We start from the raw sequence: 24,827 nt of genomic DNA, 5'->3' as shown, positions 1-24,827 counted from the left end.
GAGCCCCTTCCCAGTTGTGGTCGGCTCTGCTCTGATGACGGCCACACGGATGGCGCCGGGGTCAGGAGGAGCGGTGGAGTACAACCTTGCCGACCTGTTCGAGTCGGTCGTCGACGTGGTCCCCGACCGCGAGGCACTGGTCTACCTCGACCACCCCGGCACGGGCGCGGAACGCCGGCTGACCTACGCGCGGCTGGACTCGGCCGCCAACCGGATCGCCCACCACCTGATCGACATCGGCATCGGGCCGGGCGAGCACCTGGGGCTCCATCTGTACAACGGCGTCGAATACCTGCAGACCGTGCTCGGCTGCCTCAAGGCCAGGATCGTCCCGGTCAACGTCAACTACCGTTACGTGGAAGACGAGTTGGTCTACCTCTACCGGGACGCCGATCTGGCGGCGCTGGTCTTCGACGCGGAGTTCACCGAGCGCGTGGCGGGCGCGCTGCCGCACACCGAGAAGCTGCGCCACCTCGTACGGGTGGGGGAACCGCCCCGGGGTGCGCCCGCGCTGGACGCGGTGCCGTTCGCCGAGGCCGAGGCGGCCGGGTCCGACGGGCGCGGGTTCGCACCCCGCTCGCCCGACGACCTCTTCATCATCTACACCGGCGGCACCACCGGCATGCCCAAAGGCGTGATGTGGCGCCAGGAGGACCTGTTCTTCTCGGGGCTCGGCGGCGGCGCCCCGACGGGCGAGCCGGTCGCGCGCCCCGAGGAGCTGGCCGAGCGGGTCGCGGCGGGCGGCGGGGGCATCACCTTCTTCCCCACTCCCCCGCTGATGCACGGCACCTCCACGCTCACCGCGTTCATCGGCTTCAACTTCGGCCAGCGCGTCGTCATCCACCGCAAGTTCGTGCCCGAGGAAGTCCTGCGGACGGTGGAGAAGGAGAAGGTCACCAGCATGTCGCTGGTCGGGGACGCGATGCTGCGCCCGCTCATCGACGCGCTGAGCGGCCCGATGAAGGGCACCGACTGCTCGTCCATGTTCAGCGTCTCGTCGTCCGGCGCGATCATGTCGGAGACGGTCCGCGCCCAGTTCAGCGCGCTGGTCCCGACCGCGATGCTGCTCAACAACTTCGGCTCGTCGGAGTCCGGCTTCAACGGCACCGCCACCGACGACTCCGGCCCCGACAAGGGCTTCCGGCTGCGCGTCAACTCCCGTACGGCGGTGGTCGACCCGGCCACCCACGAGCCGGTGAAGCCCGGCGAGCCCGGCCGGATCGCCCAGCGCGGCCATGTGCCGCTCGGCTACTACAACGATCCGGCGAAGACCGCCGAGACGTTCTTCCAGCGGGGCGACGAGCGCTGGGTGCTGCTCGGCGACATGGCCACGGTCGACGAGGAGGGCATCGTCACGGTCCTCGGGCGGGGCTCGCAGTGCATCAACACCGGCGGCGAGAAGGTGTATCCGGAGGAGGTCGAGCAGGCGCTCAAGTCCCATCCGGACGTGTACGACGCGCTGGTCGCCGGGGTGCCGGACACTACGTGGGGCAACCATGTCGCTGCCGTGGTGCAGCTGCGCGAGGGCGCCGAGGAACCGACCCTCGACGACATCCAGAGCCACTGCCGCACCCGGCTCGCGGGGTACAAGGTGCCGCGCCAGCTGGTGATCGCCCCGAGCATCCAGCGCTCGCCCAGCGGCAAGGCGGACTACCGCTGGGCGCGGTCGGTGGCCGTGGCGGAGTCCACGGCCGGGTGACCTCAGATCCCGAACTCCCTTAGTTCCGCGACGAATTCGTCCGGTCGGGCCGTGTGGACCGAGTGGCCGGCGTCGATCGTGACGAGGCGGCCGCCGGGGATGCGGGCGGCCATCCCGGCGATCCGGTCCTGGATCTCGATGCCGCCGGACTCGCCGCCCGCGACCAGCAGGGTCGGCACGGCGAGCTCGGCGAGCCGCTCGCGCCAGGCCGGGTCGGGCGCGTTCAGCTGGGCGTTGGTGTCGGCGACCACCGGCCAGTCGAACGCGAGCTCCTCGTCGGGCCGCGCCACGAACCCGCGCGGCGGATCCAGCGGCACGAACGTGGGCGCCTCCTCCAGGACCAGCCGCCCGACCAGTTCGGGCGCGTCCTGGGCGAGCAGCAGCGCGGCCGCGCCGCCCATGGAGTGGCCGACCACGTCGGCGCCGGCCAGGCCGAGCGCGTCAATGAAGCCGCGCAGGTCGTCGCGGAACCCCTCGAACGAGTAGCGGCCGGGCCAGTCACTGAGGCCGTGCCCGCGCAGGTCGAGCGCGTACACCCGGCGTGTCGCGGCGAGCCGTTCGGCCACCTCCGTCCAGTGCGCGCCCGATCCGCCGCGCCCGTGCGCGAGCACGACGGGCGGTGCGGAGGCGTCGCCCCAGGTCCGGTAGGCGAGCCGGATGCCGGAGTTGGTCCGCACGCTGTGGACACCGGGTTCCAGGAACGCCGCGACCGTACGGGCGAAGTCGCCGGGCGCGTCCACCCACGGGAAGTGCCCGGCGCCCGGCAGCACGGCGGCCTCGCCGTGCGGGAAGAGCGCGGCGAGCCGGGATGCGAGCCCGGGCGTGGGGCCGCCGTCGTACTCCCCGGCCAGGACCAGCACGGGCGCTTCCACGGCCGCGAGCGCCTCGGTGGTGGCGGCCGGGTCGAAGACACCGTCCTCGTAGTAGACGGCAGCCGCTTCCCGGTTGGCCCGGGAGCCGGCGGCGGCCGCGTGCGCCCGGGCGGCCGCGTCCCAACGCCCGTACATGAAAGGCTCGATGGCGGACCTCACCTCGCCGAAGTCGCGCCCGCCCCAGATCTCCTCGAAGGCGGCCCGTCCCTGCGGATACCAGCTCTCGCCCTCGCGCAGCGCCACGGCGCCGCGCCAGTCGTCCTCGGTGACGGGCAGGCCGACGGCCCGGGTGCCGGGCGTGACCAGGACGAGCGAGCTGATCCGGTGCGGGTGGGCGGCCGCGTAGAGCGTGGCGAGGTTGCCGGCGGCCGAGTGCCCGAGGAGGTCGACCTCCGCCAGACCGAGGTGCTCGCGCAGCGCCTCCACGTCGTCGACCATCCGGTCGCAGCGGTACGAGGACATGTCGTCCGGCACCGCCGAGTCACCCGTGCCCCGCTGGTCGAGCAGGACCAGTTGGCGGTGGATGTCGAGGCCGCCCAGGTCGCCCAGGTAGGCGGAGGCCCACGCGGGCCCGCCGGGCAGACAGATCAGCGGCTTCCCCGCCCCCACCAGGTGGTAGGCGAGCTCGGTCCCGTCGTACGCGGTGAACTTCGGCATGATCGTGATCCTCACAGCCGGTGGCGATCGGGCCAAGGGGATTTCGCGGAGAGCGCGAACGGCGGCACGGCCGGCGCGGTGAAGCGCGTTGTCCACAGGCCTTGACGGTGCGGTTCGGTGGCTGGATTACTGAACCCGAGCAGATCTACCGAATGATCGGTCGTCCGATTTCGGGCGGAGTGACGACCGGCGAGGAAAGGAGCGGGCCCATGGAACCCCTGCTGGACGCGGCGGAGCGGCTGAACCGGGCCGAGCTGGAGGCGCTTCAGCTCGACCGGCTGAGGGCTTCGCTGCGCCATGCGTACGACCACGTGGGCTTCTACCGGGAGGCGTTCGACAAGGCGGGGATACGGCCCGAGGACTGCCGTTCGCTCCCGGACCTCGCGCGCTTCCCCTTCACCACCAAGGCGGATCTGCGCGACCACTACCCGTTCGGGATGTTCGCGGTCCCCGACTCCGAGGTCCGCCGCATCCACGCCTCCAGCGGCACCACCGGCCGCCCGACGGTGGTCGGCTACACCGAGCGCGACCTGGACATCTGGGCGGACGTGGTGGCCCGCTCGCTGCGCGCGGCGGGCGCCAGACCCGGCCACAAGGTACATGTGGCGTACGGATACGGGCTGTTCACGGGCGGCCTGGGCGCGCACTACGGGGCGGAGCGGCTCGGCTGCACGGTGATCCCCGCGTCCGGCGGCATGACGGCCCGCCAGGTCCAGCTGATCCAGGACTTCCGGCCCGAGATCATCATGGTGACCCCCTCGTACATGCTGACCATCCTGGACGAGTTCGAGCGGCAGGGCGTCGATCCCCGGGCGACCTCGCTCAAGGTCGGGATCTTCGGCGCCGAGCCGTGGACGGAGGAGATGCGCCGCGAGATCGAGGAGCGCTTCGCCATCGACGCGGTCGACATCTACGGGCTCTCGGAAGTGATCGGGCCCGGTGTGGCGCAGGAGTGTGTGGAGACCAAGGACGGGCTGCACATCTGGGAGGACCACTTCTACCCGGAAGTCGTCGATCCACTCACCGGCGAGGTGCTGCCCGAGGGCGAGCGGGGCGAGCTGGTCTTCACCTCGCTCACCAAGGAGGCCATGCCCGTGATCCGTTACCGGACGCGGGACCTGACCCGGCTGCTGCCGGGCACGGCGCGGGTCTTCCGGCGGATGGAGAAGGTGACGGGCCGCAGCGACGACCTGGTGATCCTGCGCGGGGTGAACCTCTTCCCCACCCAGATCGAGGAGATCGTGCTGCGCACGCCCGGCCTGGCCCCGCACTTCCAGCTGCGGCTCACCAAGGAGGGCAGACTGGACGCGCTGGCGGTACGGGTGGAGGCGCGCGCCGGTACCTCGTCCGAGCAGCGTGACACGGCCGCGCGGTCGATCGTCTCGGCGGTGAAGGACGGCATCGGGGTCTCGGTGGCGGTGGAGGTCGTCGACCCCGACACCATCGAGCGGTCGGTGGGCAAGTTCAAACGGATCGTGGATCTGCGCCAGGGCCCTGCGGGTGGGGCATGAGTGTTGACAGGCGTGCGCCCGGGCTGACTGAGTGGCTGGCGGCACTTCATGTGTCACGCGCAACCACCTGTGTCACCCCCTGAGTTGGGAGGAACGTTGGCTCTCCGCGCCCGCACCGCCACCCGCGCCCATACCCACGCCCACACCCGGATCAGGCGCCTCGCGCTGGTCGGCATCGCCATGCTGACCGCCTCGGCGTCGCTGTCCCCCACGGCCTCGGCCGCGTCCGGCGACCGCGAGCACCACCCCTCCGGCGGCGGCCTCTCCGCCGTCATCCGGTACACCGAGTACGGCATTCCGCACATCCTCGCCAAGGATTACGCCGACCTCGGCTTCGGCACCGGCTACGCCCAGGCGGCCGACCAGGTGTGCACCCTCGCCGACGGGTTCGTCACGCTGCGCGGGGAGCGGTCGAAGTGGTTCGGCCCGGACGCGGCTCCCGACGGCTCGCTCTCCGCCGCCACCAAGAACCTCTCCAGCGACCTGTACTTCACCTCGGTACGCGGCTCCGGCACCGTCGAGAAACTGCTGGCCACCCCCGCGCCCGCCGGGCCGAGCCGCCGGTCCAAGGAGCTGATGCGCGGCTGGGCGGCGGGCTACAACGCCTGGCTGAAGCAGCACCGCAGCACCGACCCCGCGTGCAAGGGCGCGGCCTGGGTGCGCCCGGTGACCCTCACCGACGTGGCCGCGCGCGGCTTCGCGATATCCGTGCTCGGCGGGCAGGGGCGCGTCACCGACGGCATCACCGCCGCACAGCCGCCGGCCGCCGCGGCCACGCCCACGGCGCCCGACCCCGACGACAGCGCGCGGGCCGCCCAGCGGCTGTTCGCCGCCGACCAGGCCGACATGGGCTCCAACGCCGTCGCCTTCAGCGGCGCCGCCACGGCCGGCGGGCGCGGTCTGCTGCTCGGCAACCCGCACTACCCCTGGCACGGCGGCCGGCGCTTCTGGCAGATGCAGCAGACCATCCCCGGCGAGCTCAACGTCTCCGGCGCGGCCCTGCTCGGCACCCCGACCATGAGCATCGGCTTCAACGACAAGGTCGCCTGGAGCCACACCGTCGCCACCGGCGTCACGCTCAACCTCCACCAGCTGACCCTCGACCCGGCCGACCCGACCGCGTACCTCGTGGACGGCACCCGCGAGCGCATGGCCCGGCGCACGGTGACGGTCCCGGTGAAGGGCGGCGCGCCGGTGACGCGCACCCAGTGGTGGACGCGGTACGGGCCGGTGGTCACCGCACTCGGCCCGACGGTGCCACTGGCCTGGACCAGGACCACGGCGTTCGCGCTGAACGACCCCAACGCCGTCAATCTGCGCGCCGCCGACACCGGCCTGGGCTTCTCCAAGGCGGGGAGCACCGACGACGTCCTCAAGGCGCTGCGCCGCACCCAGGGCCTGCCCTGGGTGAACACCGTGGCCGCCGACGCGCACGGGCACTCCCTTTTCACGCAGTCGCAGGTGCTCCCCCGGATCACCGACGAGCTGGCCGCGCGCTGCTCGACCCCGCTGGGCAAGGCGCTCTACCCGGCGTCGGGCGTGGCCGTCCTCGACGGTTCGCGCGGCGACTGCGCCCTCGGATCGGACCCGGACGCGGTCCAGGCCGGGGTCTTCGGGCCCGCCCGGATGCCGGCGCTCAAGGACGCCGTGTACGCGGAGAACTCCAACGACAGCGCCTGGCTGACCAACGCCGACCACCCGCTGACCGGTTACGAGCGGATCTTCGGCACCGTCGCGACCCCGCGCTCGCTGCGTACGCGCGGCGCCGTCGAGGACGTCTCCGCCATGGCCGCGAAGGGACGGCTCACCGTCGCCGACCTCCAGCGCCAGGAGTTCGCCGACCGGGCGCCCGCCGGGAACCTGGCGGCGGCCGACACGGCCGGGGCCTGCGCCGCGCTTCCGGGCGGCACCGCGACGGACAGCACCGGCAAGGTGGTCGACGTGTCCGGGGCATGCGCGGTCCTGGCCGGCTGGGACCGTACGGTGGATGCCAGGAGCCGGGGCGCACTGCTCTTCGACCGCTACTGGCGCAAGCTCACGGCGACGGTTCCGGCAGCTGAGCTGTGGAAGGTGCCGTTCTCGGCCGCCGACCCGGTGCACACGCCGAACACCCTCAACACCGCCTCGCCCGGCGTCGCCCGGGCACTCGCCGACGCGGTGGGCGAGCTGCGCGCGGCCGGCATCCCGCTCGACTCGGCGCTGGGCGACCACCAGTACGTGGTGCGCGACGGCAGGCGCCTGCCCGTCTCCGGCGGGACGGAGGCCCTCGGCATCTGGAACAAGGTCGAGGGGATATGGGACCCGGCCCGCGGCTACTCCGAGGTGTCCACCGGATCCAGCCACATCCAGGCGGTCGGCTGGGACGGCGGCAAGTGCCCCGTCGCCCGCACCCTCCTGACGTACTCCCAGTCGGAGAACGTCCTCTCCCCGCACTACAGCGACCAGACGAAGCTCTACTCACAGCAGCGCTGGGTCAGCTCGCGCTTCTGCGAGCGGGACATCCTCTCCTCACCCGCCCTGCGGGTCGTCCGGGTGCGCGAGCACCGCTGACGTCCACGCGGTCCGCCCGGGCGGGCCGCGCCGGAGGTTGCGCCGGGACGTGGCCGAGCTTGTCGGGGGGGCAAGCAGCGGGACCAGGGCCCGCCCGATGACTCCGGTTGCTCCGGCGACGAGTACACGCACGGGGTTCCTTCTGAGGTCGGCTCTCCGGACCCGTGCACGGCCCCGGAAGAGGTTCGGCATCAGGGCGGGTGAGACCCGCCGTGCGTTGACGGTCGCCGCCTGCCCCGTCGGGCACCGTACGGCGCCCCCTGGGGCAGGCGGCTCACATCGCCCGCTCGTGGCCCTCCCAGTACGGCTCGCGCAGCCGTCGCTTGTAGAGCTTGCCGTTGGGGTCGCGCGGCATGGCCGCGATGAAGTCGACGGACTTGGGGCGCTTGTAGCCCGCGAGCCGTTCCTCGCAGTGGGCGAGGATCTCCGTGGCGAGCGCGTCCCCCGGCTCGTGCCCGGGCGCCGCTTCGACGACCGCCTTGACCTCCTCGCCCCAGTCCGCGTGCGGGATGCCGAACGCGGCGGCGTCGGCGACGGCCGGGTGGGTGAGGAGCGCGGCCTCGATCTCGGCCGGGTAGATGTTGACCCCGCCCGAGATGATCATGTCGATCTTGCGGTCGCGCAGGAAGAGGTAGCCGTCCTCGTCGAGGTAGCCGAGGTCGCCCACGGTGAAGAAGTCCCCGATGCGGTTCTTCCGCGTCTTGGTCTCGTCCTTGTGGTAACTGAAGCCGCCCGTCGACATCTTCATGTAGACGGTGCCGAGCTGGCCGGGGGGCAGCCGGTCGCCGTCGTCGTCGAAGACCGCGAGTTCGCTGATGGGCCATGCCCTGCCGACCGTGCCCGGCTTCTTGAGCCAGTCCTCGGCCGTGGCGAACGCCCCGCCGCCCTCGCTCGCCGCGTAGTACTCCTCCACGCAGCTCCCCCACCACTCGATCATCGCCCGCTTCACATGGTCGGGGCAGGGGGCCGCGCCGTGGATGGCGTGCCGCAGCGAGCCCACGTCGTAGCGCGCCCTGACCCCCTCGGGCAGCGAGAGGAGCCGGTGGAACTGGGTCGGCACCATGTGCGTATGGGTGCAGCGGTACGCGTCGATCAGGCGCAGCATCTCCTCGGGCGTCCACTTGTCCATCAGGACCAGCGGATGCCCGATGTGCAGGGACGCGCCCGCGAACTGGAGCACGGCCGTGTGGTAGAGCGGCGAGCAGACCAGATGGACGTTGTCGTCGAACGGCTTGATGCCGAAGATGCCGAGGAACCCGCCGAGGTAGGACTCCTCGGGGAGCTTGCCGGAGAGCGGGCGCCGGATGCCGCGCGGGCGGCCGGTGGTGCCCGAGGTGTAGTTCATGACCCAGCCGAGGGTGCGGTCCTCGGGCACGGACTCGGGCTGCCCGTCGAGGAGTTGGCCGTACGGGCGGAATCCCGCCACCTCGCCCACCGCGTACCGGTGGCTGCCCGGCAGCTTCGCCTCGTCGGCGGCGGCGGTCGCCGCGTCTGCGAACCGCTCGTGGGCGATGAGGACCTTGGCGCCGGAGTCCGCGACGATCCACGCGATCTCGGGCCCGACCAGATGGTGGTTGACGGGGACGAGATAGAACCCGGCCTGGGAGGCGGCCAGATACGCGGTGAAGAACTCGACCCCGTTGGGCAGGAGGACGGCGAACGCGTCGCCCTGTTCGAGTCCGGCCGCGCGCAGCCCGTGCACCAGCTGGTTGACGGCGGCGTGCAGCCGTCCCGCCGTCCAGCGCTCGCCGTCGGGCGCGGTGAGCACCACCTGGTCGGGATCGGCTGCGGCCTGCGCCCAGAACCCGTTGGGCGGCTGCTGGGAGTCGGTCATGCCCCACTCCTTCGGGCGATGCGGCTGATACGGTCGACGGCCTGCTCGAAGCCGCGGGTGAGGTCGTCGAAGACCTCCTGGACGCTGCGCTCGGAGTTCATCCGGCCGACGATCTGGCCGACCGGCGTGCCGAGCAGTGGCGCGATCTCGTACTTCTGGATCCGCGACAGCGCCTCGGCGACCAGCAGCCCCTGCAGGGGCATCGGTAAGGTGCCCGGGCCGCTCGGGTCGTCCCAGGCCTCGGTCCACTCGGTGCGCAGCTGGCGGGCGGGCTTGCCGGTGAGGGCGCGCGAGCGGACGGTGTCGCCGGAGCCCGCCGCGAGGAGTTTGCGGGTGAGCGCGCGTGAGTGCAGATCGGCCTCGGTGGTGGTGAGCCAGAGGGAGCCGAGCCAGACGCCCTGGGCGCCGAGGGCGAGTCCGGCGGCCACCTGGGCGCCGCTGCCGATGCCTCCGGCGGCGAGCACGGGCAGCGGCCCGACCGCGTCGACGACTTCGGGCACGAGCACCATGGAGGCGATCTCGCCGGTGTGGCCGCCGGCTTCGTAGCCCTGGGCGACGACGATGTCGATGCCCGCCTCGGCGTGGTGGCGGGCGTGCTTGGCGCTGCCGGCCAGCGCGGCGACCAGGACCTCGTTGGTGTGCGCCCGGTCGACGATGTCGGCGGGCGGGGAGCCGAGCGCGTTGGCGAGCAGCTTGATCGGGTAGGTGAAGGCGACGTCGAGCTGGTTGCGGGCGACCTGCTCCATCCATCCCGTGATCCGCCAGCCGGACGCCTCGCCTTCGGCGAGCTCGGGGACGCCGTGTTTGGTGAGCGTCTCGCGCACGAACTGCCGGTGCCCCTCGGGGATCATCGCCTCGACGTCGGCCTCGGTGACGCCCTCCACCTTCCTCGCGGGCATGACCACGTCGAGGCCGTAGGGCAGCCCGTCCGTGTGGTCCTGCATCCAGTCGAGGTCGCGCGCGAGGTCGTCGGGGGCGGTGTAGCGGACCGCGCCGAGCACGCCGAACCCGCCGGCCCGGGTGATGGCGGCGGCCACCGCCGGGAACGGCGTGAAGCCGAAGATGGCGTGCTCCACTCCCAGTCTTCTGCTCAGCTCCGTCTGCATGGGGCGCAGGATGCCGCAGCCCGGGCGACGAGGGAAGAGATTTTCTGATGCTTCGTCAGATTCTTTACGTGGGCGGCGCACCCGAGCCGGTTGGGGCCTGTCCGGTGGATCTGGTCGGCTTCGGCCCGGGACGCCTTTTCGGTGCTGGTGAGCGGGGGTCTGGTGCGTCCAGCTGCAAGGCGGAGGAGAGCGACATGGCGGAGCCATGGCAACCGACGACAACGCGGCAGATGGGCGTGCCAGACCCCCGCGTGCCGACCAGATCCACCGGACAGACCCCTAAGGTGGCGGCCATGATCCGGAGCGACGAGACGGGGCCCGTGCTGCGGTACGGCACTGCCGAGGAGGCCGGGCTGCTGCCGGGGCCGCTGGGCAAGCTGGTCGCCGTGGCCGAGCGGTTCCTGGGGCCTTCGCCGGTCCACCCCTGGTACGCGGGCGCGGTGGTGCTCGCCGGGCGCGGCCCGACGGTGGCACTGCACCACGCCGTCGGCACGGCCGTGCGCTACTCGGCGTACGACGAGCGGACGGACGCCGGCGTCGAACTCCCGCCCGGGCGGCGGACCCCGATGGCTCGGGACACGGTCTTCGACCTCGCCTCCGCCTCCAAGCTGTTCACCTCGCTGCTCGTGGTGCGGCAGATCGAGCGGGGCGCGCTGGAGCTGGAGGCCGAGGCGGCCACGTATCTGCCGGAGTTCGCGGCGGCGGGCAAGGGGGCCGTCACCGTGCGCCAGTTGCTCACCCACACCTCGGGGCTGCGCGCCTGGCTCCCGCTGTACGACGAACCGACGTACGAGGGGAAGCTGCGGCTGCTGTGGGACGAGAGGCCCGAGCGGCCTCCGGGGAGCGCCTACCGCTACTCCGACCTCAATCTCCTCGCGCTTCAGCTGCTCTTGGAACGGATCACCGCTCGCACTCTGGACGACCTGCTCCACGACGAGATCACTGCTCCACTCGGGATGCACCGCACTCGCTACAACCCGCCCGCCTCCTGGCGATCCCGGATCGCCGCGACCGAGGACGCCCGAAAGCCCTGGTCGGGGCTTGAGCGGGGGCTGGTGTGGGGCGAGGTGCACGACGAGAACGCGTCCGCGCTCGGCGGGGTCGCCGGGCACGCCGGGGTGTTCTCGACCGCCTGGGACCTCGCGGTCCTCGCCCGCACGCTCCTGAACGGCGGCGCGTACGGCCCCGCCCGCATCCTCCGCCCCGCCTCCGTCGAGCTCCTCTTCACCGACTTCAACACCGCCTTCCCCGGCGACGCGCACGGCCTCGGCTTCGAGCTCGACCAGCGCTGGTACATGGGCGCGCTCGCCTCCCCGCGCACGGCGGGCCACACGGGCTTCACCGGCACCAGCCTCATCATCGCCCCGGACACCGACACGTTCCTGGTGGTCCTCGCCAACTCCGTTCATCCGGTGCGGAGTTGGCGCTCCGGCTCGGCGCCGCGCGTGGCCCTGGCCGACGCCCTGGCCCGGGCGATCCCGCTCTGACGGGCCGGTCCTACCTTCCCAGCACCGCCATCGCCGCGTTGTGGCCCGGGATGCCGCTGACCCCACCGCCCCGGACCGCGCCCGCCCCGCACAGCAGGACGTTCGGGTGCGCGGTCTCCACGCCCCAGCGGCCGACGGACTCCTGCGCGTACGGGAAGGCGAGCGGGCGGTGGAAGATGTTGCCGCCGGGCAGCCGCAGCTCCCGCTCCAGGTCGAGCGGGGTCTTCGCCTCGATGCAGGGCCGCCCGTCGGCGTCGGTGGCCAGGCAGTCCGCGAGCGGCTCGGCCAGGTGCGCGTCCAACTGGGCCAGCGTCGCCTCCAGCAGCACCTCGCGCGTCCTGTCGTGGTCTTTGGCGGTGCCCGCGAACAGCCGCGCCGGGGTGTGCAGCCCGAACAGGGTCAGCGTCTGGTAGCCCCGCCGCGCCAGGTCCGGGCCGAGGATCGAGGGGTCGGTCAGCGAGTGGCAGTAGATCTCGGAGGGCGGCGCCGTCGGCAGCTCGCCCGCCGCGGCCTGGGCGTACGCGGCCGCCAGCGCCCCGTACCCCTCGCCGATGTGGAAGGTCCCGGCGAACGCCTCGCGCGGGTCGACCGACGTGTCCCTCAGCCGGGGCAGCCGGGTGAGCAGCATGTTGACCTTGAGTTGGGCGCCCTCGGCGCGCTCCGGGGCCGTGGTGCCGGTGAGCGCGGCCAGGGCCTCGGGCGACGCGTTGACCAGGACGTGGCGGGCCGCGACCGTGCCCTCGCCCGAGGCCGTACGGAAGTCGACCTCGGCCGCGCGGCCGTCGGTGCGCAGCGCGGTCGCCTCGTACCCGGTGACGATCTCCGCTCCGGCCGCCCGCGCTGCGCCCGCGAGCGCGTCGGTGAAGGCGCCCATCCCGCCCACCGGCACGTCCCAGTCACCGGTACCGCCGCCGATCACGTGGTAGAGGAAGCAGCGGTTCTGGGCGAGGGAGGGGTCGTGGGCGTCGGCGAAGGTGCCGATCAGGGCGTCGGTGAGGACGACGCCACGCACCAGGTCGTCGCCGAACCGCTCCTCCACGGCGACGCCGATCGGCTCCTCGAAGAGCACCCGCCACGCCGTGTCGTCCCCCAGGCGCTCGCGCAGGGCCGCGCGGGTGGGCAGCGGCTCGGTCAGCGTGGGGAAGATCCGCTCGGCGGCCCGCCGGGTCATCCCGTAGAACGCCTCCCAGGCCGTGTACGCGGCGTCGGAGCCGGTGAGGCGGCGGAACGAGGCCCGGGTGCGCTCCTCGCCGCCGCCGACGAGCAGCCCGGTGGGGCGTCCGTCGCGTACCACCGGCGTGTACGAGGAGACGGTCCGCTTGCGGACGGCGAAGCGCAGCCCCAGGTCGTCCACGATCTTCTGCGGCAGCAGCGAGACGAGGTAGGAGTAGCGCGAGAGCCGGGCGTCGACGCCCGCGAAGGGGCGGGTCGAGACGGCCGCGCCGCCGGTGTGGCCGAGGCGCTCCAGGACCAGCACCGACTTGCCGGCGCGGGCGAGGTAGGCGGCGGCCACCAGGCCGTTGTGGCCTCCGCCGACGATCACGGTGTCGTACACCTGGTGTGCGGGCATGGCCCTTCCTAGCACGCGCCGATCACCGGCGGCCAGGGTGGCGCCGGTGCTCCGCTGCCCGCGCCGCCCGCTACCGCCCCGGCCGCCCGCTCTCCTGCCTCAGCACCGCGACCCGCCGGTACAGGGCCGCCGCCTCGGCGCCGCGCCCCAGCCGCTCCAGGCAGTGGGCCTCGTCGTTCCGGCTGGCCAGGGCGTCGGAGTGGGCGGCGCCGAGGACCCGCTCGCGGGCGTCCGCGACCTGCCGGTAGACCGTCAGGGCCGCCGCCCACCGCCCGAGCCAGCCGAGCCCGACGGCGATCTCGCGCCGGCTGACCAGGGTGTCGGGGTGGTCGGGGCCGAGCACGCGCTCGCGCAGTGCGCCCACGTCGCGCGCCTCGGCCAGGGCCTCCTCCCAGCGGGCGAGGCGCCCGAGGTTGACGCCCAGGCCGTGGCGGGCGCGCAGGGTCTCGGGGTCCTCGGGGCCGTCGACGCGGGTGCGGTCGTCGACGAGGACCCGGAACAGCTCCAGCGCCTCGGCGCTGCGGCCGAGGCGGCCGAGGGCGATGCCGACCTCGTACCGGGTGGCGAGCGTGTCGCGATGGTCGGCCCCCAGCACGGTCGCGCGCGTGGAGGCGACCTCGCGGTAGAGCTGCAACGCCTCGATCCAGCGCCCCAACTGACCGAGCACATAGGCGACTTCGGACCGGGAAACCAGGGTGTCGGGGTGGCCCGCGCCGAGCACGCGCGCGCGGTCGGCGGCCACGTCGCGCGCCATGCGGTGCGCGTCCTCCAGACGGCCGAGGCGGCCCAGGTTGAAGGCGAGGTTGTGGCGGCAGCGCAGGGTGGCCGGGTGGTCGGCTCCGATGACGCGCTCCCGGGCGGCGAGCACCGACGTGTACACCTGGTGGGCCTCGAAGTGGCGACCGAGGCGGCCCAGGACGTACGCGGTCTCCTGGCGGGCGTCGAGCGTGCCCGGGTCGTCGGGTCCGAGCGCGCGGGCCCGGGCCTGGGCGACCAGGCCGAACTCGCGCAGCGCGTCGGCCTCGCGCCCGGTCCGGCTCAGGGCGAAGGCCACCTCGTACTGGCTGACCAGGGTGTCGGGGTGGTCGGGGCCCAGCGTCTGGGCGCGTTCGGCGGCGACCGCGCGGTGCACCTCACCCGCCTCCGCCCAGCGGCCGGCGCGGCCCAGGCCCAGGCCTTCGCGGTGCCGGTCGTCGAGCTCGGCCAGGAGCTCGGGCGGGGGCGGCGGCGGCCGGTCGGGTGCGGGCGGGACCGGTGGCAGGGCGGTCGTCCACGCACCGGTGAGGCTGGCGTCGGGGTCGGGCGGGGCGGGATCCGGCGGCGCGGAGCCGGTCGCCTTGTGGCCGGTGGTCATCCCGCGCGCCCAGGACGGCAGCCCGCGCAGCCGCACGGGCGGCGGCGCCAGCGTGGACGGGGCGGCCGGGGCCGGGACGAGCCCGCGCCCGGCGGCCAGCCGCCGCACCACCTCCCTCGCGTCCTGGGGTCGCGAGCCGGGCTCCTTGGCGAGGAGGTCGAGCACGATCTCCTCGAAGAACACGGGGAGTTCGGCGCGTGTGGCGCGCGGGGGCTCGGGCGCGGTGTCGCGGTGGCCGACGAGGATCGCCCAGGCGTCGTCGAGGTCGAACGGCGGTGCCCCGGTGGCCAGTTCGTAGAGCACGCACCCCAGCGAGTACAGGTCGCTGCGGTGGTCGACGGGGGCACCGCCGATCTGCTCGGGTGACATGTAGTGCGGGGTCCCCATGGCGATGCCGGTGCCGGTGAGCCGGGAGGTGAACCCGATGTCGGCGCCGAGGCGGGCGATCCCGAAGTCCAGGAGCTTCACCGTGCCGTCCGGCAGCCGCATGATGTTGGCCGGCTTCAAGTCCCGGTGGACGATGCCCTGTTGATGGGTGTAGGCGAGGGCCGAGGACAGCTGCTCGGCGATGTCCACGACGTCCGGCACCGGCAGCGGATGGCCCCTGCCGTCCTGGAGGAGCTGGCTCAGATTGCGGCCGTCGAGCAGCTCCATGACGAGATAGAGCCCGCCCTCGTACTCCCCGAAGTCATGGATGACCGTGACGCCGCGGTGCTGGAGCACGGCCGCGACCCGCGCCTCGCGCCGGAAGCGCTCGCGGTGCACGCGGGCGAACGACTGGTCGTGCAGCGGCCCCAGCGGCTTGAGGCACTTGACGGCGACCCGCCGCCCCAGTGACTCGTCGCGGGCCGCCCACACCTCGCCCATGCCGCCGCGCCCGATCAGCTCCAGCAGCCGGTACCGGCCGTGGATCAGCCTGGTGTCCGCCATCGCGCGATGTCGCCCCCGTCACGTCACTCCGCTGCGCCCTCCCCGGCTCCCTCCAGTATGGCCGCCTGTCTGCGGAGTGTGTACGGCGACGGGCGCGTTCCCGGCCCCATCCGGTCGACCGCGCGCAGGATGTGCTTCGGCGGCAGCTGCCAGCGCACGGTCGGCGGGATGCGGCGCAGCAGGCGCCCGGTGGCGACGAGCCGCCGGGTGACCTCGTGCGGAGCGGGCGCGGGCCGCCCGTACAACTCGTGGGCGTACGGGGGCAGCGCGTCGTAGGCGAGTCCCGCCACGCGCCGCCACAGCACCGCGCGCGCCGGTGCCAGCAGCGGGTGGACGGGCGGCCGCCGCAGAAAGGCGTCCACGTCGCGCGCGTCGCCACCGGCGGCGAGCTGGGGCCGTACGTCCGCGAAGTAGGCGGCGAGCTGCGCGGTGGACGCCGGGACGGCGGCCGGGTCGAGCCCGATGAGCCGGGCGGCCTCGCGCTGCTCGTCCACATAGCGCTCGGCCTGCGCGTCGCTGAGCGGATACCCGGAGCGGCGCGCCACGTGCAGATAACTGTCGACCTCCGCGCAGTGCACCCACAGCAGCAGCGCGGGCTCGTCTATCCGGAACCGCTCACCGGTCACTGGATCGTCGGCTTTCAGAAACCCGTGGATGCGCCGCACCCGGGCCCCCGCACGCTCCGCGTCGTCCTTCGTCCCGTACGAGATGGTCGCCACGAACCGGGCGGTGCGCAGCAGCCGCCCCCAGGTGTCCGTGCGGATGTCACTGTTCTGCATGACCCCGCGCACAGCGCGCGGATGCAGCGCCTGGAGGTACAGCGCCCGCACCCCGGCGACCCACATGATCGGGTCACCGTGCATCTGCCAGGTCACCGACTCGGGGCCGAAGTAGCCGGGGTCGGGTGTGCCGGGCTGGGGGCTGGGTTCGGGCATGCGGCGCCACCTCCTGTAGGGCCAGGCTAACGGCGTACTCGCGGCATCCCCAGACCGATCCAGGAGATGATTTCGCGCTGGATCTCGTTGTTGCCTCCGCCGAAGGTGAAGATCACGGCCGAGCGGTAGCCGCGCTCCAGTTCGCCGTGGAGCACCGCGCCCGCCGAGCCCTCCTTCATGGGGCCCGCGGCGCCGACGATCTCCATCAGCCAGGCGTACGCGTCGCGGCGGGCCTCCGAGCCGTACACCTTGACGGCCGAGGCGTCCTGCGGGGTGAGGGTGCCCTCCTGGACGGCGTTCACCATCTGCCAGTTGAGGAGTTTCATCGCGTCGAGCCTGGTGTGGGTGCGGGCCAGGCGGCCGCGTACCCAGCCGAGGTCGATGACGCGGCGGCCGTCGGCGAGCTTGGTGCCGGCGGCCCAGCGCTGGACGTCGTGCAGGGCGCGGATCGCCATGGTGCCGTGCGCGGCGAGCGTGACGCGCTCGTGGTTGAGCTGGTTGGTGATCAGCCGCCAGCCGTTGTTCTCCTCGCCCACGCGGCGGGAGACGGGGACGCGGACGTTCTGGTAGTAGCTGGCGGTGGTGTCGTGCGAGGCGAGCGTGTTGATGACGGTGCAGGAGTAGCCGGGGTCGGAGGTCGGCACGAGCAGCATGGAGATGCCCTTGTGCGGCGGCGCACCGGGGTCGGTGCGCACGGCCAGCCAGACCCAGTCGGCGGTGTCGCCGTTGGTGGTCCAGATCTTCTGGCCGTTGACCGTGTAGTGGCCGGTGGCCTCGTCGCCGTCCCGCACCGCCCTCGTCTTGAGCGCGGCGAGGTCCGTGCCCGCGTCGGGTTCGCTGTAGCCGATCGCGAAGTCGATCTCGCCGGAGAGGATCTTCGGCAGGAAGTACGCCTTCTGCTCGTCCGTGCCGAACCGCATGAGGGTCGGGCCGACCGTGTTCAGCGTCATCAGCGGCAGCGGCACCCCAGCCTGGGCGGCCTCGTCGAAGAAGATGAACTGCTCCATCGGGCTCAGCCCGCGCCCGCCGTACTCCTCGGGCCAGCCCACCCCCAGCCAGCCGTCCGCGCCGAGGCGGCGCACGGTGTCGCGGTAGAAGCGCTTCTGGGTGGCGGGGTCCGTGAGGGGGGCAGCTCCCATGCCTTCAGGGCCATGGGGGCGGGCGTACGCGTGGTCGGGCACCAGCTCGGCGAAATAGGCGCGCAGCTCGGCGCGGAGCCGCTGCTGCTCGGGCGTGTATTCGAGGTGCACGGGCCCCTCCAGGCTGGTCACGGTCCGTCGCTGTGCGCGTGGCTGTCCGTCGCTGTACGTCGTGCGAGCGGGCACACAGTAGAACGTGTTCCAAGAATCTGGAAGGGCGGTGCGGTGGGGAGTGGGGCCGTCCCCTCGGCTGGTCACCCGTTCGTCTCCATACGCTCGCCCCGCGCCCGGGGCGCGGCCAGCATGACGAGGGCGTACCCGAGGCCGCCCGCCAGATCCCACGGGCCGCCCCCACCCAGGACCCCGGAGGCCCCCCATGACCAGCGCCCGCGATCTGATGACCGTCGACGTCCGCTGCATCCCGGCGAGCCAGACCCTCGACCGCGCCGCCCAGTTGATGCGGGACCACAACATCGGCGCGCTGCCCGTGAAGGGCAGCGACGGCACGCTGACGGGCATCGTCACGGACCGCGACATCGTGGTGAAGGTCCTCGCCGCCGGGAAGGACGCGGCCGACGTGACGGCGGGCGACCTCGCCGACGGCAAGCCGCGTACGGTCTCCGCCGACGCGGACGCGGCCGAGGCCGTGCGGGTGATGAGCGACGCGCGCATCCGCCGCCTCGTCGTCGTGGACGACGGCGAGCCGGTCGGTGTGATCACCGAGGCGGATCTGGCCCGGCACCTCCCTGCGGACCAGTTCGCCTCGTTCGCGAGCAGCGTCTACGCGGAGGCCTGAGCCCGAAGCGCCGAGCCGGGGCCTCCGCGAGCGGGTCAGGGCAGCAGCTTGTCGATCGCCGCGCGACCGTCCTCCGCCAGTCGGCGCTCTGCCCACGCCATGCTCTTCGGGTTGATGTCGCGCCCCGACGCGAGCACCAGGTCCTCGGCGGTGACCTCACCGCCCGAACCGGTGTGCAGCAGTGCGTCCGGGGTGATCCCCTCCCGCTTCGGCGCGGGATCGGACTGAGCGTTCATGCCGCCTCCTCATTAGTCCGGCGTGGCTCCATTCTGGTACCCGGTCCCGCAGAACGCATCCGCCCCAGAAACGTCACCCGTCGGGGCCAGTCCCCGGCCCGGCCGGTGGCGTCCTACGGGCCCTGCCGCCGCGCACGCTCGCGGACCGGGTGAACCGTATTCCCGGCCCTTCGGGGGCCCGCCGCGGGCCCCTCGGCGGGCCGCGCGGCCACGTCCGCGAAAGTCACCCGTACGACACGCCGGAGCCGGGAACCAGCCGCCGCGCTCACCGCGTTCTCCTCACAGCAACGCAGCACAACGCAGGAGCGCGGCGCGGTGGCGGACCGCGGCGGGCCCGTGGACAGGTGGTGTCGATGAGCGAGCTGGTTCCCGGGGGCAACCGGCCCCTTCCGGACGGCGTTCTGACGATCGGCGTCCCCGGGCCCTTCGACCTGTCGGTGCTGATCACCGACGACACCGGAAAGGTCGGCGGCGACGCCGACTTCGTCTTCTACAACCAGCCGTCCGCGCCCGGCACCCGTCTCGACGACGACGTCATCACGGTCGACCCGAACCGGCTGCGGGCCGGGGCGAGCCGGCTGACCGTGGTCGTCAGCCCCGCCGAGCCGGGCGTTCCGCTCGGCCGGCTGCCGGTGCCGAGCCTGCGGCTCAGCGGCCCCGGCGGCGAGGTCCTGGCCCGGTTCACACCGCCGAAGCCGGAGCGGGAGACCGTGCTGCTGCTGGCCGAGATCTACCGCCGGGGCACCGGCTGGAAGGTGCGGGCGCTGGGGCAGGGGTACGCGGACGGCCTCGCGGGGGTGGCCCGCGACTTCGGGGTGGACGTGGCCGACGACGACCCGCCGCCGCACGCGCCCACCGTCCAGCTGCCCACCGCGGCGATATCGGTCCCCGCCGCGCGACGGCCGGAAGCCGAACAGGGCGACGGCTTCGGCGGGTTGGTCAACGCCGAGCGGGTCCGGGCCGGGGCCCCGCCGGTCACGGTCGACGGACGGCTGACCTCGGCCGCCGAGTCGCACGCCGCGACCATGGCCGCCCAGGGACGCCTCAGCGTGGAGAGCCCGGACGGTGTGTCGGTCTTCCAGCGGGTGACCACAGGGGGGTACGCGTATCTGAGCATCGCCGAGCATCTGGTGTCGGGGCCGCGCACCCCGGCCGAGTTCCTGGCGTACTGCCTGGAGGACGCCCACACCCGGCGCCCGCTGCGTGACGCCGCCTTCACGGATGCGGGCATCGGCCGCGCCACCGACGACCGTACGGGCGAGGTGTACTGGACGGCTCTGTGGGCCAGGCCGTTCAGTGGGGACGGGCTGCACCGGACGGTGTCCGAAGTGGTCGCGCTCACCAACGGCCGCCGCGCCACGGCCGGGCTGCGCCCGCTGGCGGACGACACCCGTCTGGCCTCGGCGGCCCAGGCGTACAGCGCGGACATGGCAACCCGCGGCTTCTACTCCCACACCTCGCCGGAGGGCCTGGAGCCGTGGGACCGGGCCCGGGCGGCCGGGGCCGCGCACCGGGGCATCGGCGAGAACATAGCGTGCGGGCAGCGCACGGCGGCCGAGGTGGTGGAGGGCTGGATGAACAGCCCGGGCCACCGCGCCAACATCCTCAAGCCCGGCTTCACCCACATAGGCGTCGGCTTCGCGGGCGGCGGCCGCGCGGGCACGTACTGGACGCAGTTGTTCGGCCTCGCCTGACGGCCGTGGCCGTACGGATCCGACTGGTCGACGCCGACCCTGCGGAGGGACCCTGCTGAGAGACCCGTCCGGTCTCGCCCGACGGCCGTGCGGGCCCGTTGGCTACTGGAGTGCGTCGGCTGAGGCGCCCGCCTGCCGGGCCACCGCCTCCACCAGGCCCACGGGGCGGTCCAGCGTGCCCAGCAGGCTGACGAAGCTGGACTCCAGGAACGCCGTCAGCTCCTCACGCGCGCCCGGCTCCCCCACCGGCCAGCCGGTCACCGCCTCCTCGGCGAACGCCATCCAGGCGCGGGAGGCGATGTCGGGCCGGGGCGACTCCGGCATGCCTGTGCGCCGCTGGGCGTCGACGACATGGCGGGCCACCGCCTCACGGGTCTCGCCCAGGATGTCCGCGACCGCCGGATGGCTGCCGGACGCGCCTCTGACCATGGCGAGATAGACCTGCCGGTGCTCCAGTACGTAGGCGACGAACCCGTCGATGAACGCTTGCAGCCAGGCGACCGGCGGCAGGGCCGGGTCCGGCTCCACCGCCTCGATGAAGCGTGCGCACTCCTTGGCCACCACCGCGCGATAGAAGTCGCGCTTGGAGTCGAAGTAGTGGAAGAGCAGGCCCCGCGAGATCCCGGCCCGGCGTGCGACCTCGTCCGTGGACAGCTCGTCGAGCGAGCGGTCGGCGAGCATCTCCAGTCCGATGTCGACCAGCTGGGCCCTGCGTTGGTCGGAGGTCAGGCGGGTGATGCGCTTTCCGGACATGCCCGCAGTGTACGAGCGGTCGGGGCGCCGCGCGCCGAGGCGGGGCGGTGGACGGACAACGCTGTTGACAAGCGCTCAACAACAGTCGCAGAACGTTATTGAGCATCGCTCAACAACATGCACACCGGCTCAGCAGCCCGATCCACCGCCCGCCGCCTCCCGCCCGCCAACCGCCACCCACCGAGCCCACACCCCGTCCGGGCCTCCGGGCGCTTCCGAGCACCGAGGAGACCGCCATGCGCACTCCGGATCGTCATCCGACCCCGACCGGCCCATCCCCCGAGCCACCCTGCCCCGACACCGCACCCCGCACGGCCTCCTCCCCACACCGCCGCCCCGGCCCGCTCGGCCGTCGGCGGCCCCCGATCCCCCGTCCCCGCGGGGGCGCCGGCCGCCGTCCACGCCTGCCGCTCCGGCGTGGGCGGCGGCGCGCGTTCCCCACCTCGTCACATGCCGAGAACGAGGCGCGAAACCGGCCAGGTTTCTCACGTGAGGGCCACCACACCTTCACCGCCTGGACAACAGAATCTTCACAGGACCGACAGATTCCATGAAGGATCTGCACTTTCGGTGAGCCGGGGAGGCGCGGACAGCAAGATCATCCTTGTTCAACATTGCACTTCGAATCTGGACATGTCCGCATTGAGCCCAACCACTTGGGTGGCGCTTTGCCGTTCCGTTGCCGGGCTGTAGGCATTTGTCAGGACGGTCCCCGACGGACGTCCCCCGGCCATGACCAAGCCGGACGAAGGTCCGTCAACGACCCGTCAAGCGCGTTGACAAGGCCGCGACTTCACACATCCGCGCCCTCGACGCCGCTGGACCACTACCGAGCAATGCCGAACCACTGGGGGTTACCCATGTCCCGACTCACCCGCCGCAGCGCGCTGGGCCTCACCGCGACCGCGGTGGCCGGCCTCGGCCTGGCCGGTACCGCGTACGCGACGACCGCGAGCGGACCCGCCAACGGCGTCGTCCCCGCCGCGGGCGACGGCCGCACCGGTCGTATGGACGGCATGGACCACACGGGGCACACCGCGCCCGCCCCGTTCGACGAGGTCTACCAGGGCCGCCGCATACAGGGCGCGCCCGCGCACGGCGGCGCCCACGGCGGCCACCACGGGGGATACGCGGTGCAGATAGACGGCAAGGAGCTGCATGTGATGCGGAACGCCGACGGCACCTGGATCAGCGTGGTCAACCACTACGAGACGTTCGCGAACCCGCGCGCCGTGGCCCGCGCGGCCGTGGTGGAGCTGCAGGGCGCCACGCTCGTCCCGCTCGCCTGACCCGTCCCGGCACCGCACCCGCACAGCACCACAATCTGGAGCATTTCCATGACCGTACGCAAGAACCAGGCGACGCTCACCGCTGACGAGAAGCGGCGCTTCGTCAACGCGATCCTGACGCTGAAGCGCAATGGAAAGTACGACGCGTTCGTCACCACGCACAACGAGTTCATCATGAGCGACACCGACGACAGCGACCGCGTCGGCCACCGCTCGCCGTCGTTCCTGCCGTGGCACCGCAGATTCCTCCTGGAGTTCGAGCAGGCCCTGCAGTCGGTGGACTCCACCGTCGCCCTGCCCTACTGGGACTGGACGGCCGACCGCACCACGGCCTCCTCGCTCTGGGCCGCCGACTTCCTGGGCGGCACCGGCCGCAGCCGTGACGGCCAGGTGATGGACGGCCCGTTCGCCTCCAGCGGCGGCAAGTGGGCCATCAACGTCCGGGTGGACGGCCGCAACTACCTGCGCCGCGCGCTCGGCGCGAGCGTCCCGCAGCTGCCCACCAAGGCCGAGGTCGACGGCGTCCTCGCCATGTCCACGTACGACATGGCCCCCTGGAACAGCGCCTCGGACGGCTTCCGCAACCACCTGGAGGGGTGGCGCGGGGTCAATCTGCACAACCGGGTGCACGTCTGGGTCGGCGGCCAGATGGCCACCGGTGTCTCCCCCAACGACCCGGTGTTCTGGCTGCACCACGCGTTCATAGACAGGCTCTGGGCGCAGTGGCAGGAGCGCCACCCCACCTCGCCGTACCTCCCGGCGGCCGGGACGGCGAACGTGGTGGACCTGCGCGACACCATGCGCCCGTGGAACAACGTGACGCCGGCGGACATGCTGGACCACAAGAAGTTCTACACGTTCGACGCCGCGTAGTGCGCGCGGGTGCGGCCGCGGCGGGCGGGTCCCCGCCGGGGCCGCACCGGCATGTCCGGGTGCGCGCGCCTCGTAGGCTCGGCCCCATGGACGTTCACGAATCAGTGCTCGAACTCGTCGGCGGCACCCCGCTGGTACGGCTGCGCACACCCGGGGGCGACGGGTCGGCCGCCCTGTACGCGAAGCTCGAATACCTCAGCGCCGGCGGCAGCGTGAAGGACCGGATCGGTCTGCACATGATCGAGCAGGCGGAGCGGGACGGGCTGCTGCGCCCCGGCGGCACCGTCGTCGAGGCGACCTCCGGCAACACCGGGGCCGGGCTCGCGATGGTGGCGGCGGCCAAGGGGTACCGGGCCGTCCTCGTCGTCCCCGACAAGACGAGCACCGAGAAGATCGCCACGCTGCGCGGGTACGGCGCGGAGGTGGTCGTCCGGCGCAGCGGGCTGCCCGCCGAGGACCCGGACAACGTGTTCAACACGGCGGCGCGGATCGCCGAGGAGACTCCGGGCAGCTGGCTCGCCGGACAGTACGACAACCCGGCCAACCCGGGGGCGCACTACGCCACGACCGGCCCCGAGATCTGGCGCCAGACGGACGGCCGGGTCACGCATCTGGTGGCGTGCGTCGGCACCGGCGGGACGATCAGCGGTACGGGCCGCTACCTCAAGGAGGTCAGCGGCGGCGCGGTGCGCGTGACCGGGGCGGATCCGGTGGCGTCCGTCTACTCGGGCGGCGACGGCCGCCCGTACTTCGTCGAGGCGACCGGGCACGTCCGCCACCCGGAGACTGTGGAGGACGTCTGGCCCACCTCCTACCACCAGGACGTGGTCGACGAGCTCCTCCCGGTGAGCGACCGGGACTCGCTGCTGACTGTACGTCAACTCGCCCGGGAGCAGGGCCTGATGGTCGGCGCCTCGGCCGGTCTCGCGGTGGCGGCCGCACAGCGGGTGGCCGCCGGGCTCGGACCCGAGTCGCTGGTCGTGGTGATCCTGCCGGACTCGGGGCGCCAGTACCTCTCGAAGTACTTCAACGACGCGTGGCTGCTGCGGCTGGGGTTCCTCGACGGGGAGGAGGGGGCAGCGCGGGTCGGGGACGCGGTACGGGACTCCCCGCTGCCGTATGTGAACCGGCTCAGCACGGCCGCCGAGGCGCTGGCCGTGCTCCGGTCCCTGCACGACCTCGGCCTGCCGCCGGTCGTCCCGGCCGGGCCGTGCCCGGTGGGCCCGGACCGCGCGCCGACCGTCCCGGAGCTGGCGGGCTCCCTCTCCCTGGACGTGCTGGCCGCCGCCCTGGAGGACGGCACCCTGAAGCCGGACACCCCGGTACGCGACCACCTCGGCGCACCGCTCCCGCACTTCGGGGTGGGCGAGGGGGCGAAGGTGGTGCTCGCGGAGCTGGAGGAGCGGGGGGCGGAGTTTGCGGTGGCGGTGCGGGATGGGCACGGGGTGGGGCTGGTGGGGCGGGACGCGCTGCGCGCCTTGCTGTGATTCGGCCCCATCCCGCCCCTTCCCTGAACCCTCCGGGGGTGGATGGGGGTTGAGA

The 24,827-nt window shown here is 73.0% G+C and carries 17 protein-coding genes and 1 pseudogene; 9 read left to right on the top strand and 9 right to left on the bottom strand.

The genetic code is table 11. The features are described 5' to 3' along the window. Nucleotides 1–73 precede the first annotated feature (73 nt). Complete coding sequence (locus ACZ499_RS12455) at nucleotides 74–1,699, top strand: acyl-CoA synthetase (RefSeq protein WP_468674312.1); 1,626 nt, start codon at nucleotides 74–76, stop codon at nucleotides 1,697–1,699. A gap of 2 nt (nucleotides 1,700–1,701) precedes the next feature. Here ACZ499_RS12455 and ACZ499_RS12450 read toward each other — a convergent pair whose 3' ends face one another. After that, the gene (locus ACZ499_RS12450; RefSeq protein WP_468674310.1) at nucleotides 1,702–3,228 is read right to left on the bottom strand and encodes an alpha/beta fold hydrolase; all 1,527 of its coding nucleotides are present in this window, start codon (nucleotides 3,226–3,228) and stop codon (nucleotides 1,702–1,704) included. A gap of 209 nt (nucleotides 3,229–3,437) precedes the next feature. Between ACZ499_RS12450 and paaK the strand changes: the two genes are divergently transcribed. Continuing rightward, complete coding sequence (gene paaK, locus ACZ499_RS12445; protein ID WP_468674308.1) at nucleotides 3,438–4,739, top strand: phenylacetate--CoA ligase PaaK; 1,302 nt, start codon at nucleotides 3,438–3,440, stop codon at nucleotides 4,737–4,739. A gap of 180 nt (nucleotides 4,740–4,919) precedes the next feature. Further along, nucleotides 4,920–7,289: a penicillin acylase family protein gene (locus ACZ499_RS12440; RefSeq protein WP_468674556.1), complete on the top strand. Its 2,370-nt coding sequence runs from the start codon at nucleotides 4,920–4,922 to the stop codon at nucleotides 7,287–7,289. A 274-nt stretch (nucleotides 7,290–7,563) separates the two neighbouring features. Here the strand turns inward: ACZ499_RS12440 and ACZ499_RS12435 are convergent, their stop codons facing one another. Both ACZ499_RS12435 and ACZ499_RS12430 read right to left on the bottom strand, forming a co-directional pair. Further along, nucleotides 7,564–9,123, bottom strand: coding sequence for an acyl-CoA synthetase (locus ACZ499_RS12435; protein ID WP_468674305.1), 1,560 nt, complete (start codon nucleotides 9,121–9,123; stop codon nucleotides 7,564–7,566). Continuing rightward, complete coding sequence (locus tag ACZ499_RS12430) at nucleotides 9,120–10,229, bottom strand: NAD(P)H-dependent flavin oxidoreductase (protein WP_468674304.1); 1,110 nt, start codon at nucleotides 10,227–10,229, stop codon at nucleotides 9,120–9,122. The genes ACZ499_RS12435 and ACZ499_RS12430 overlap by 4 nt, the downstream gene beginning before the upstream one ends. Nucleotides 10,230–10,522: 293 nt before the next feature. Here ACZ499_RS12430 and ACZ499_RS12425 point away from each other — a divergent pair. Continuing rightward, nucleotides 10,523–11,713 (top strand): annotated as a pseudogene (locus tag ACZ499_RS12425) (serine hydrolase domain-containing protein); the annotation flags it as partial. 13 nt (nucleotides 11,714–11,726) lie between these two features. On the opposite strand, the gene ACZ499_RS12420 reads toward ACZ499_RS12425, so the two are convergent. From ACZ499_RS12420 to ACZ499_RS12405, 4 genes are all read right to left on the bottom strand, one after another. Further along, nucleotides 11,727–13,286, bottom strand: coding sequence for a phytoene desaturase family protein (locus ACZ499_RS12420; RefSeq protein WP_468674301.1), 1,560 nt, complete (start codon nucleotides 13,284–13,286; stop codon nucleotides 11,727–11,729). 70 nt (nucleotides 13,287–13,356) lie between these two features. Beyond that, a complete protein-coding gene (locus tag ACZ499_RS12415; protein ID WP_468674300.1) occupies nucleotides 13,357–15,570 on the bottom strand; it encodes a serine/threonine-protein kinase in 2,214 nt (737 codons plus the stop codon). Nucleotides 15,571–15,593: 23 nt separating this feature from the next. Further along, nucleotides 15,594–16,505 carry an oxygenase MpaB family protein gene (locus ACZ499_RS12410; protein WP_468674298.1) on the bottom strand — a complete coding sequence of 304 codons (912 nt, stop codon included), beginning with the start codon at nucleotides 16,503–16,505 and terminating at the stop codon, nucleotides 15,594–15,596. Between the two features lie 26 nt (nucleotides 16,506–16,531). Further along, nucleotides 16,532–17,755 carry an acyl-CoA dehydrogenase family protein gene (locus ACZ499_RS12405; protein WP_468674555.1) on the bottom strand — a complete coding sequence of 408 codons (1,224 nt, stop codon included), beginning with the start codon at nucleotides 17,753–17,755 and terminating at the stop codon, nucleotides 16,532–16,534. Between the two features lie 265 nt (nucleotides 17,756–18,020). Between ACZ499_RS12405 and ACZ499_RS12400 the strand changes: the two genes are divergently transcribed. Then, the gene (locus ACZ499_RS12400) at nucleotides 18,021–18,440 is read left to right on the top strand and encodes a CBS domain-containing protein (protein WP_468674295.1); all 420 of its coding nucleotides are present in this window, start codon (nucleotides 18,021–18,023) and stop codon (nucleotides 18,438–18,440) included. A 35-nt stretch (nucleotides 18,441–18,475) separates the two neighbouring features. Here the strand turns inward: ACZ499_RS12400 and ACZ499_RS12395 are convergent, their stop codons facing one another. After that, nucleotides 18,476–18,676, bottom strand: a complete 201-nt coding sequence (locus ACZ499_RS12395) for a hypothetical protein (protein ID WP_371650344.1) — start codon at nucleotides 18,674–18,676, stop codon at nucleotides 18,476–18,478. A gap of 353 nt (nucleotides 18,677–19,029) precedes the next feature. Here ACZ499_RS12395 and ACZ499_RS12390 point away from each other — a divergent pair, with 353 nt between their 5' ends. After that, nucleotides 19,030–20,370 carry a CAP domain-containing protein gene (locus ACZ499_RS12390; protein ID WP_468674292.1) on the top strand — a complete coding sequence of 447 codons (1,341 nt, stop codon included), beginning with the start codon at nucleotides 19,030–19,032 and terminating at the stop codon, nucleotides 20,368–20,370. A gap of 102 nt (nucleotides 20,371–20,472) precedes the next feature. On the opposite strand, the gene ACZ499_RS12385 is transcribed toward ACZ499_RS12390, so the two are convergent. Continuing rightward, nucleotides 20,473–21,123, bottom strand: a complete 651-nt coding sequence (locus ACZ499_RS12385; RefSeq protein WP_468674290.1) for a TetR/AcrR family transcriptional regulator — start codon at nucleotides 21,121–21,123, stop codon at nucleotides 20,473–20,475. Nucleotides 21,124–21,983: 860 nt separating this feature from the next. Between ACZ499_RS12385 and melC1 the strand changes: the two genes are divergently transcribed. From melC1 to ACZ499_RS12370, 3 genes are all read left to right on the top strand, one after another. Then, nucleotides 21,984–22,412, top strand: coding sequence for an apotyrosinase chaperone MelC1 (gene melC1 / locus ACZ499_RS12380; protein WP_468674288.1), 429 nt, complete (start codon nucleotides 21,984–21,986; stop codon nucleotides 22,410–22,412). A 48-nt stretch (nucleotides 22,413–22,460) separates the two neighbouring features. Next, nucleotides 22,461–23,285, top strand: a complete 825-nt coding sequence (melC2, locus tag ACZ499_RS12375; protein WP_468674287.1) for a tyrosinase MelC2 — start codon at nucleotides 22,461–22,463, stop codon at nucleotides 23,283–23,285. An 86-nt stretch (nucleotides 23,286–23,371) separates the two neighbouring features. Then, nucleotides 23,372–24,772, top strand: coding sequence for a pyridoxal-phosphate dependent enzyme (locus ACZ499_RS12370; RefSeq protein ID WP_468674286.1), 1,401 nt, complete (start codon nucleotides 23,372–23,374; stop codon nucleotides 24,770–24,772). Nucleotides 24,773–24,827: the final 55 nt, after the last annotated feature.

The sequence above is a fragment of the Streptomyces sp. NPDC031265 genome, from assembly GCF_055570295.1.
This window is presented reverse-complemented; position numbering and strand designations above follow the sequence as displayed.

What these genes read in the sequence shown, in the direction of transcription:
- ACZ499_RS12415 (WP_468674300.1), bottom strand. Translation starts at nt 15,570, where the DNA reads ATGGCGGACACCAGGCTGATCCACGGCCGGTACCGGCTGCTGGAGCTG.
- ACZ499_RS12370 (WP_468674286.1), top strand. Translation starts at nt 23,372, where the DNA reads ATGGACGTTCACGAATCAGTGCTCGAACTCGTCGGCGGCACCCCGCTG.
- ACZ499_RS12420 (WP_468674301.1), bottom strand. Translation starts at nt 13,286, where the DNA reads ATGCCCGCACACCAGGTGTACGACACCGTGATCGTCGGCGGAGGCCAC.
- ACZ499_RS12440 (WP_468674556.1), top strand. Translation starts at nt 4,920, where the DNA reads ATGCTGACCGCCTCGGCGTCGCTGTCCCCCACGGCCTCGGCCGCGTCC.
- melC2 (WP_468674287.1), top strand. Translation starts at nt 22,461, where the DNA reads ATGACCGTACGCAAGAACCAGGCGACGCTCACCGCTGACGAGAAGCGG.
- paaK (WP_468674308.1), top strand. Translation starts at nt 3,438, where the DNA reads ATGGAACCCCTGCTGGACGCGGCGGAGCGGCTGAACCGGGCCGAGCTG.
- melC1 (WP_468674288.1), top strand. Translation starts at nt 21,984, where the DNA reads ATGTCCCGACTCACCCGCCGCAGCGCGCTGGGCCTCACCGCGACCGCG.
- ACZ499_RS12435 (WP_468674305.1), bottom strand. Translation starts at nt 9,123, where the DNA reads ATGACCGACTCCCAGCAGCCGCCCAACGGGTTCTGGGCGCAGGCCGCA.
- ACZ499_RS12450 (WP_468674310.1), bottom strand. Translation starts at nt 3,228, where the DNA reads ATGCCGAAGTTCACCGCGTACGACGGGACCGAGCTCGCCTACCACCTG.
- ACZ499_RS12395 (WP_371650344.1), bottom strand. Translation starts at nt 18,676, where the DNA reads ATGAACGCTCAGTCCGATCCCGCGCCGAAGCGGGAGGGGATCACCCCG.
- ACZ499_RS12430 (WP_468674304.1), bottom strand. Translation starts at nt 10,229, where the DNA reads ATGCAGACGGAGCTGAGCAGAAGACTGGGAGTGGAGCACGCCATCTTC.
- ACZ499_RS12410 (WP_468674298.1), bottom strand. Translation starts at nt 16,505, where the DNA reads ATGCCCGAACCCAGCCCCCAGCCCGGCACACCCGACCCCGGCTACTTC.
- ACZ499_RS12385 (WP_468674290.1), bottom strand. Translation starts at nt 21,123, where the DNA reads ATGTCCGGAAAGCGCATCACCCGCCTGACCTCCGACCAACGCAGGGCC.
- ACZ499_RS12390 (WP_468674292.1), top strand. Translation starts at nt 19,030, where the DNA reads ATGAGCGAGCTGGTTCCCGGGGGCAACCGGCCCCTTCCGGACGGCGTT.
- ACZ499_RS12400 (WP_468674295.1), top strand. Translation starts at nt 18,021, where the DNA reads ATGACCAGCGCCCGCGATCTGATGACCGTCGACGTCCGCTGCATCCCG.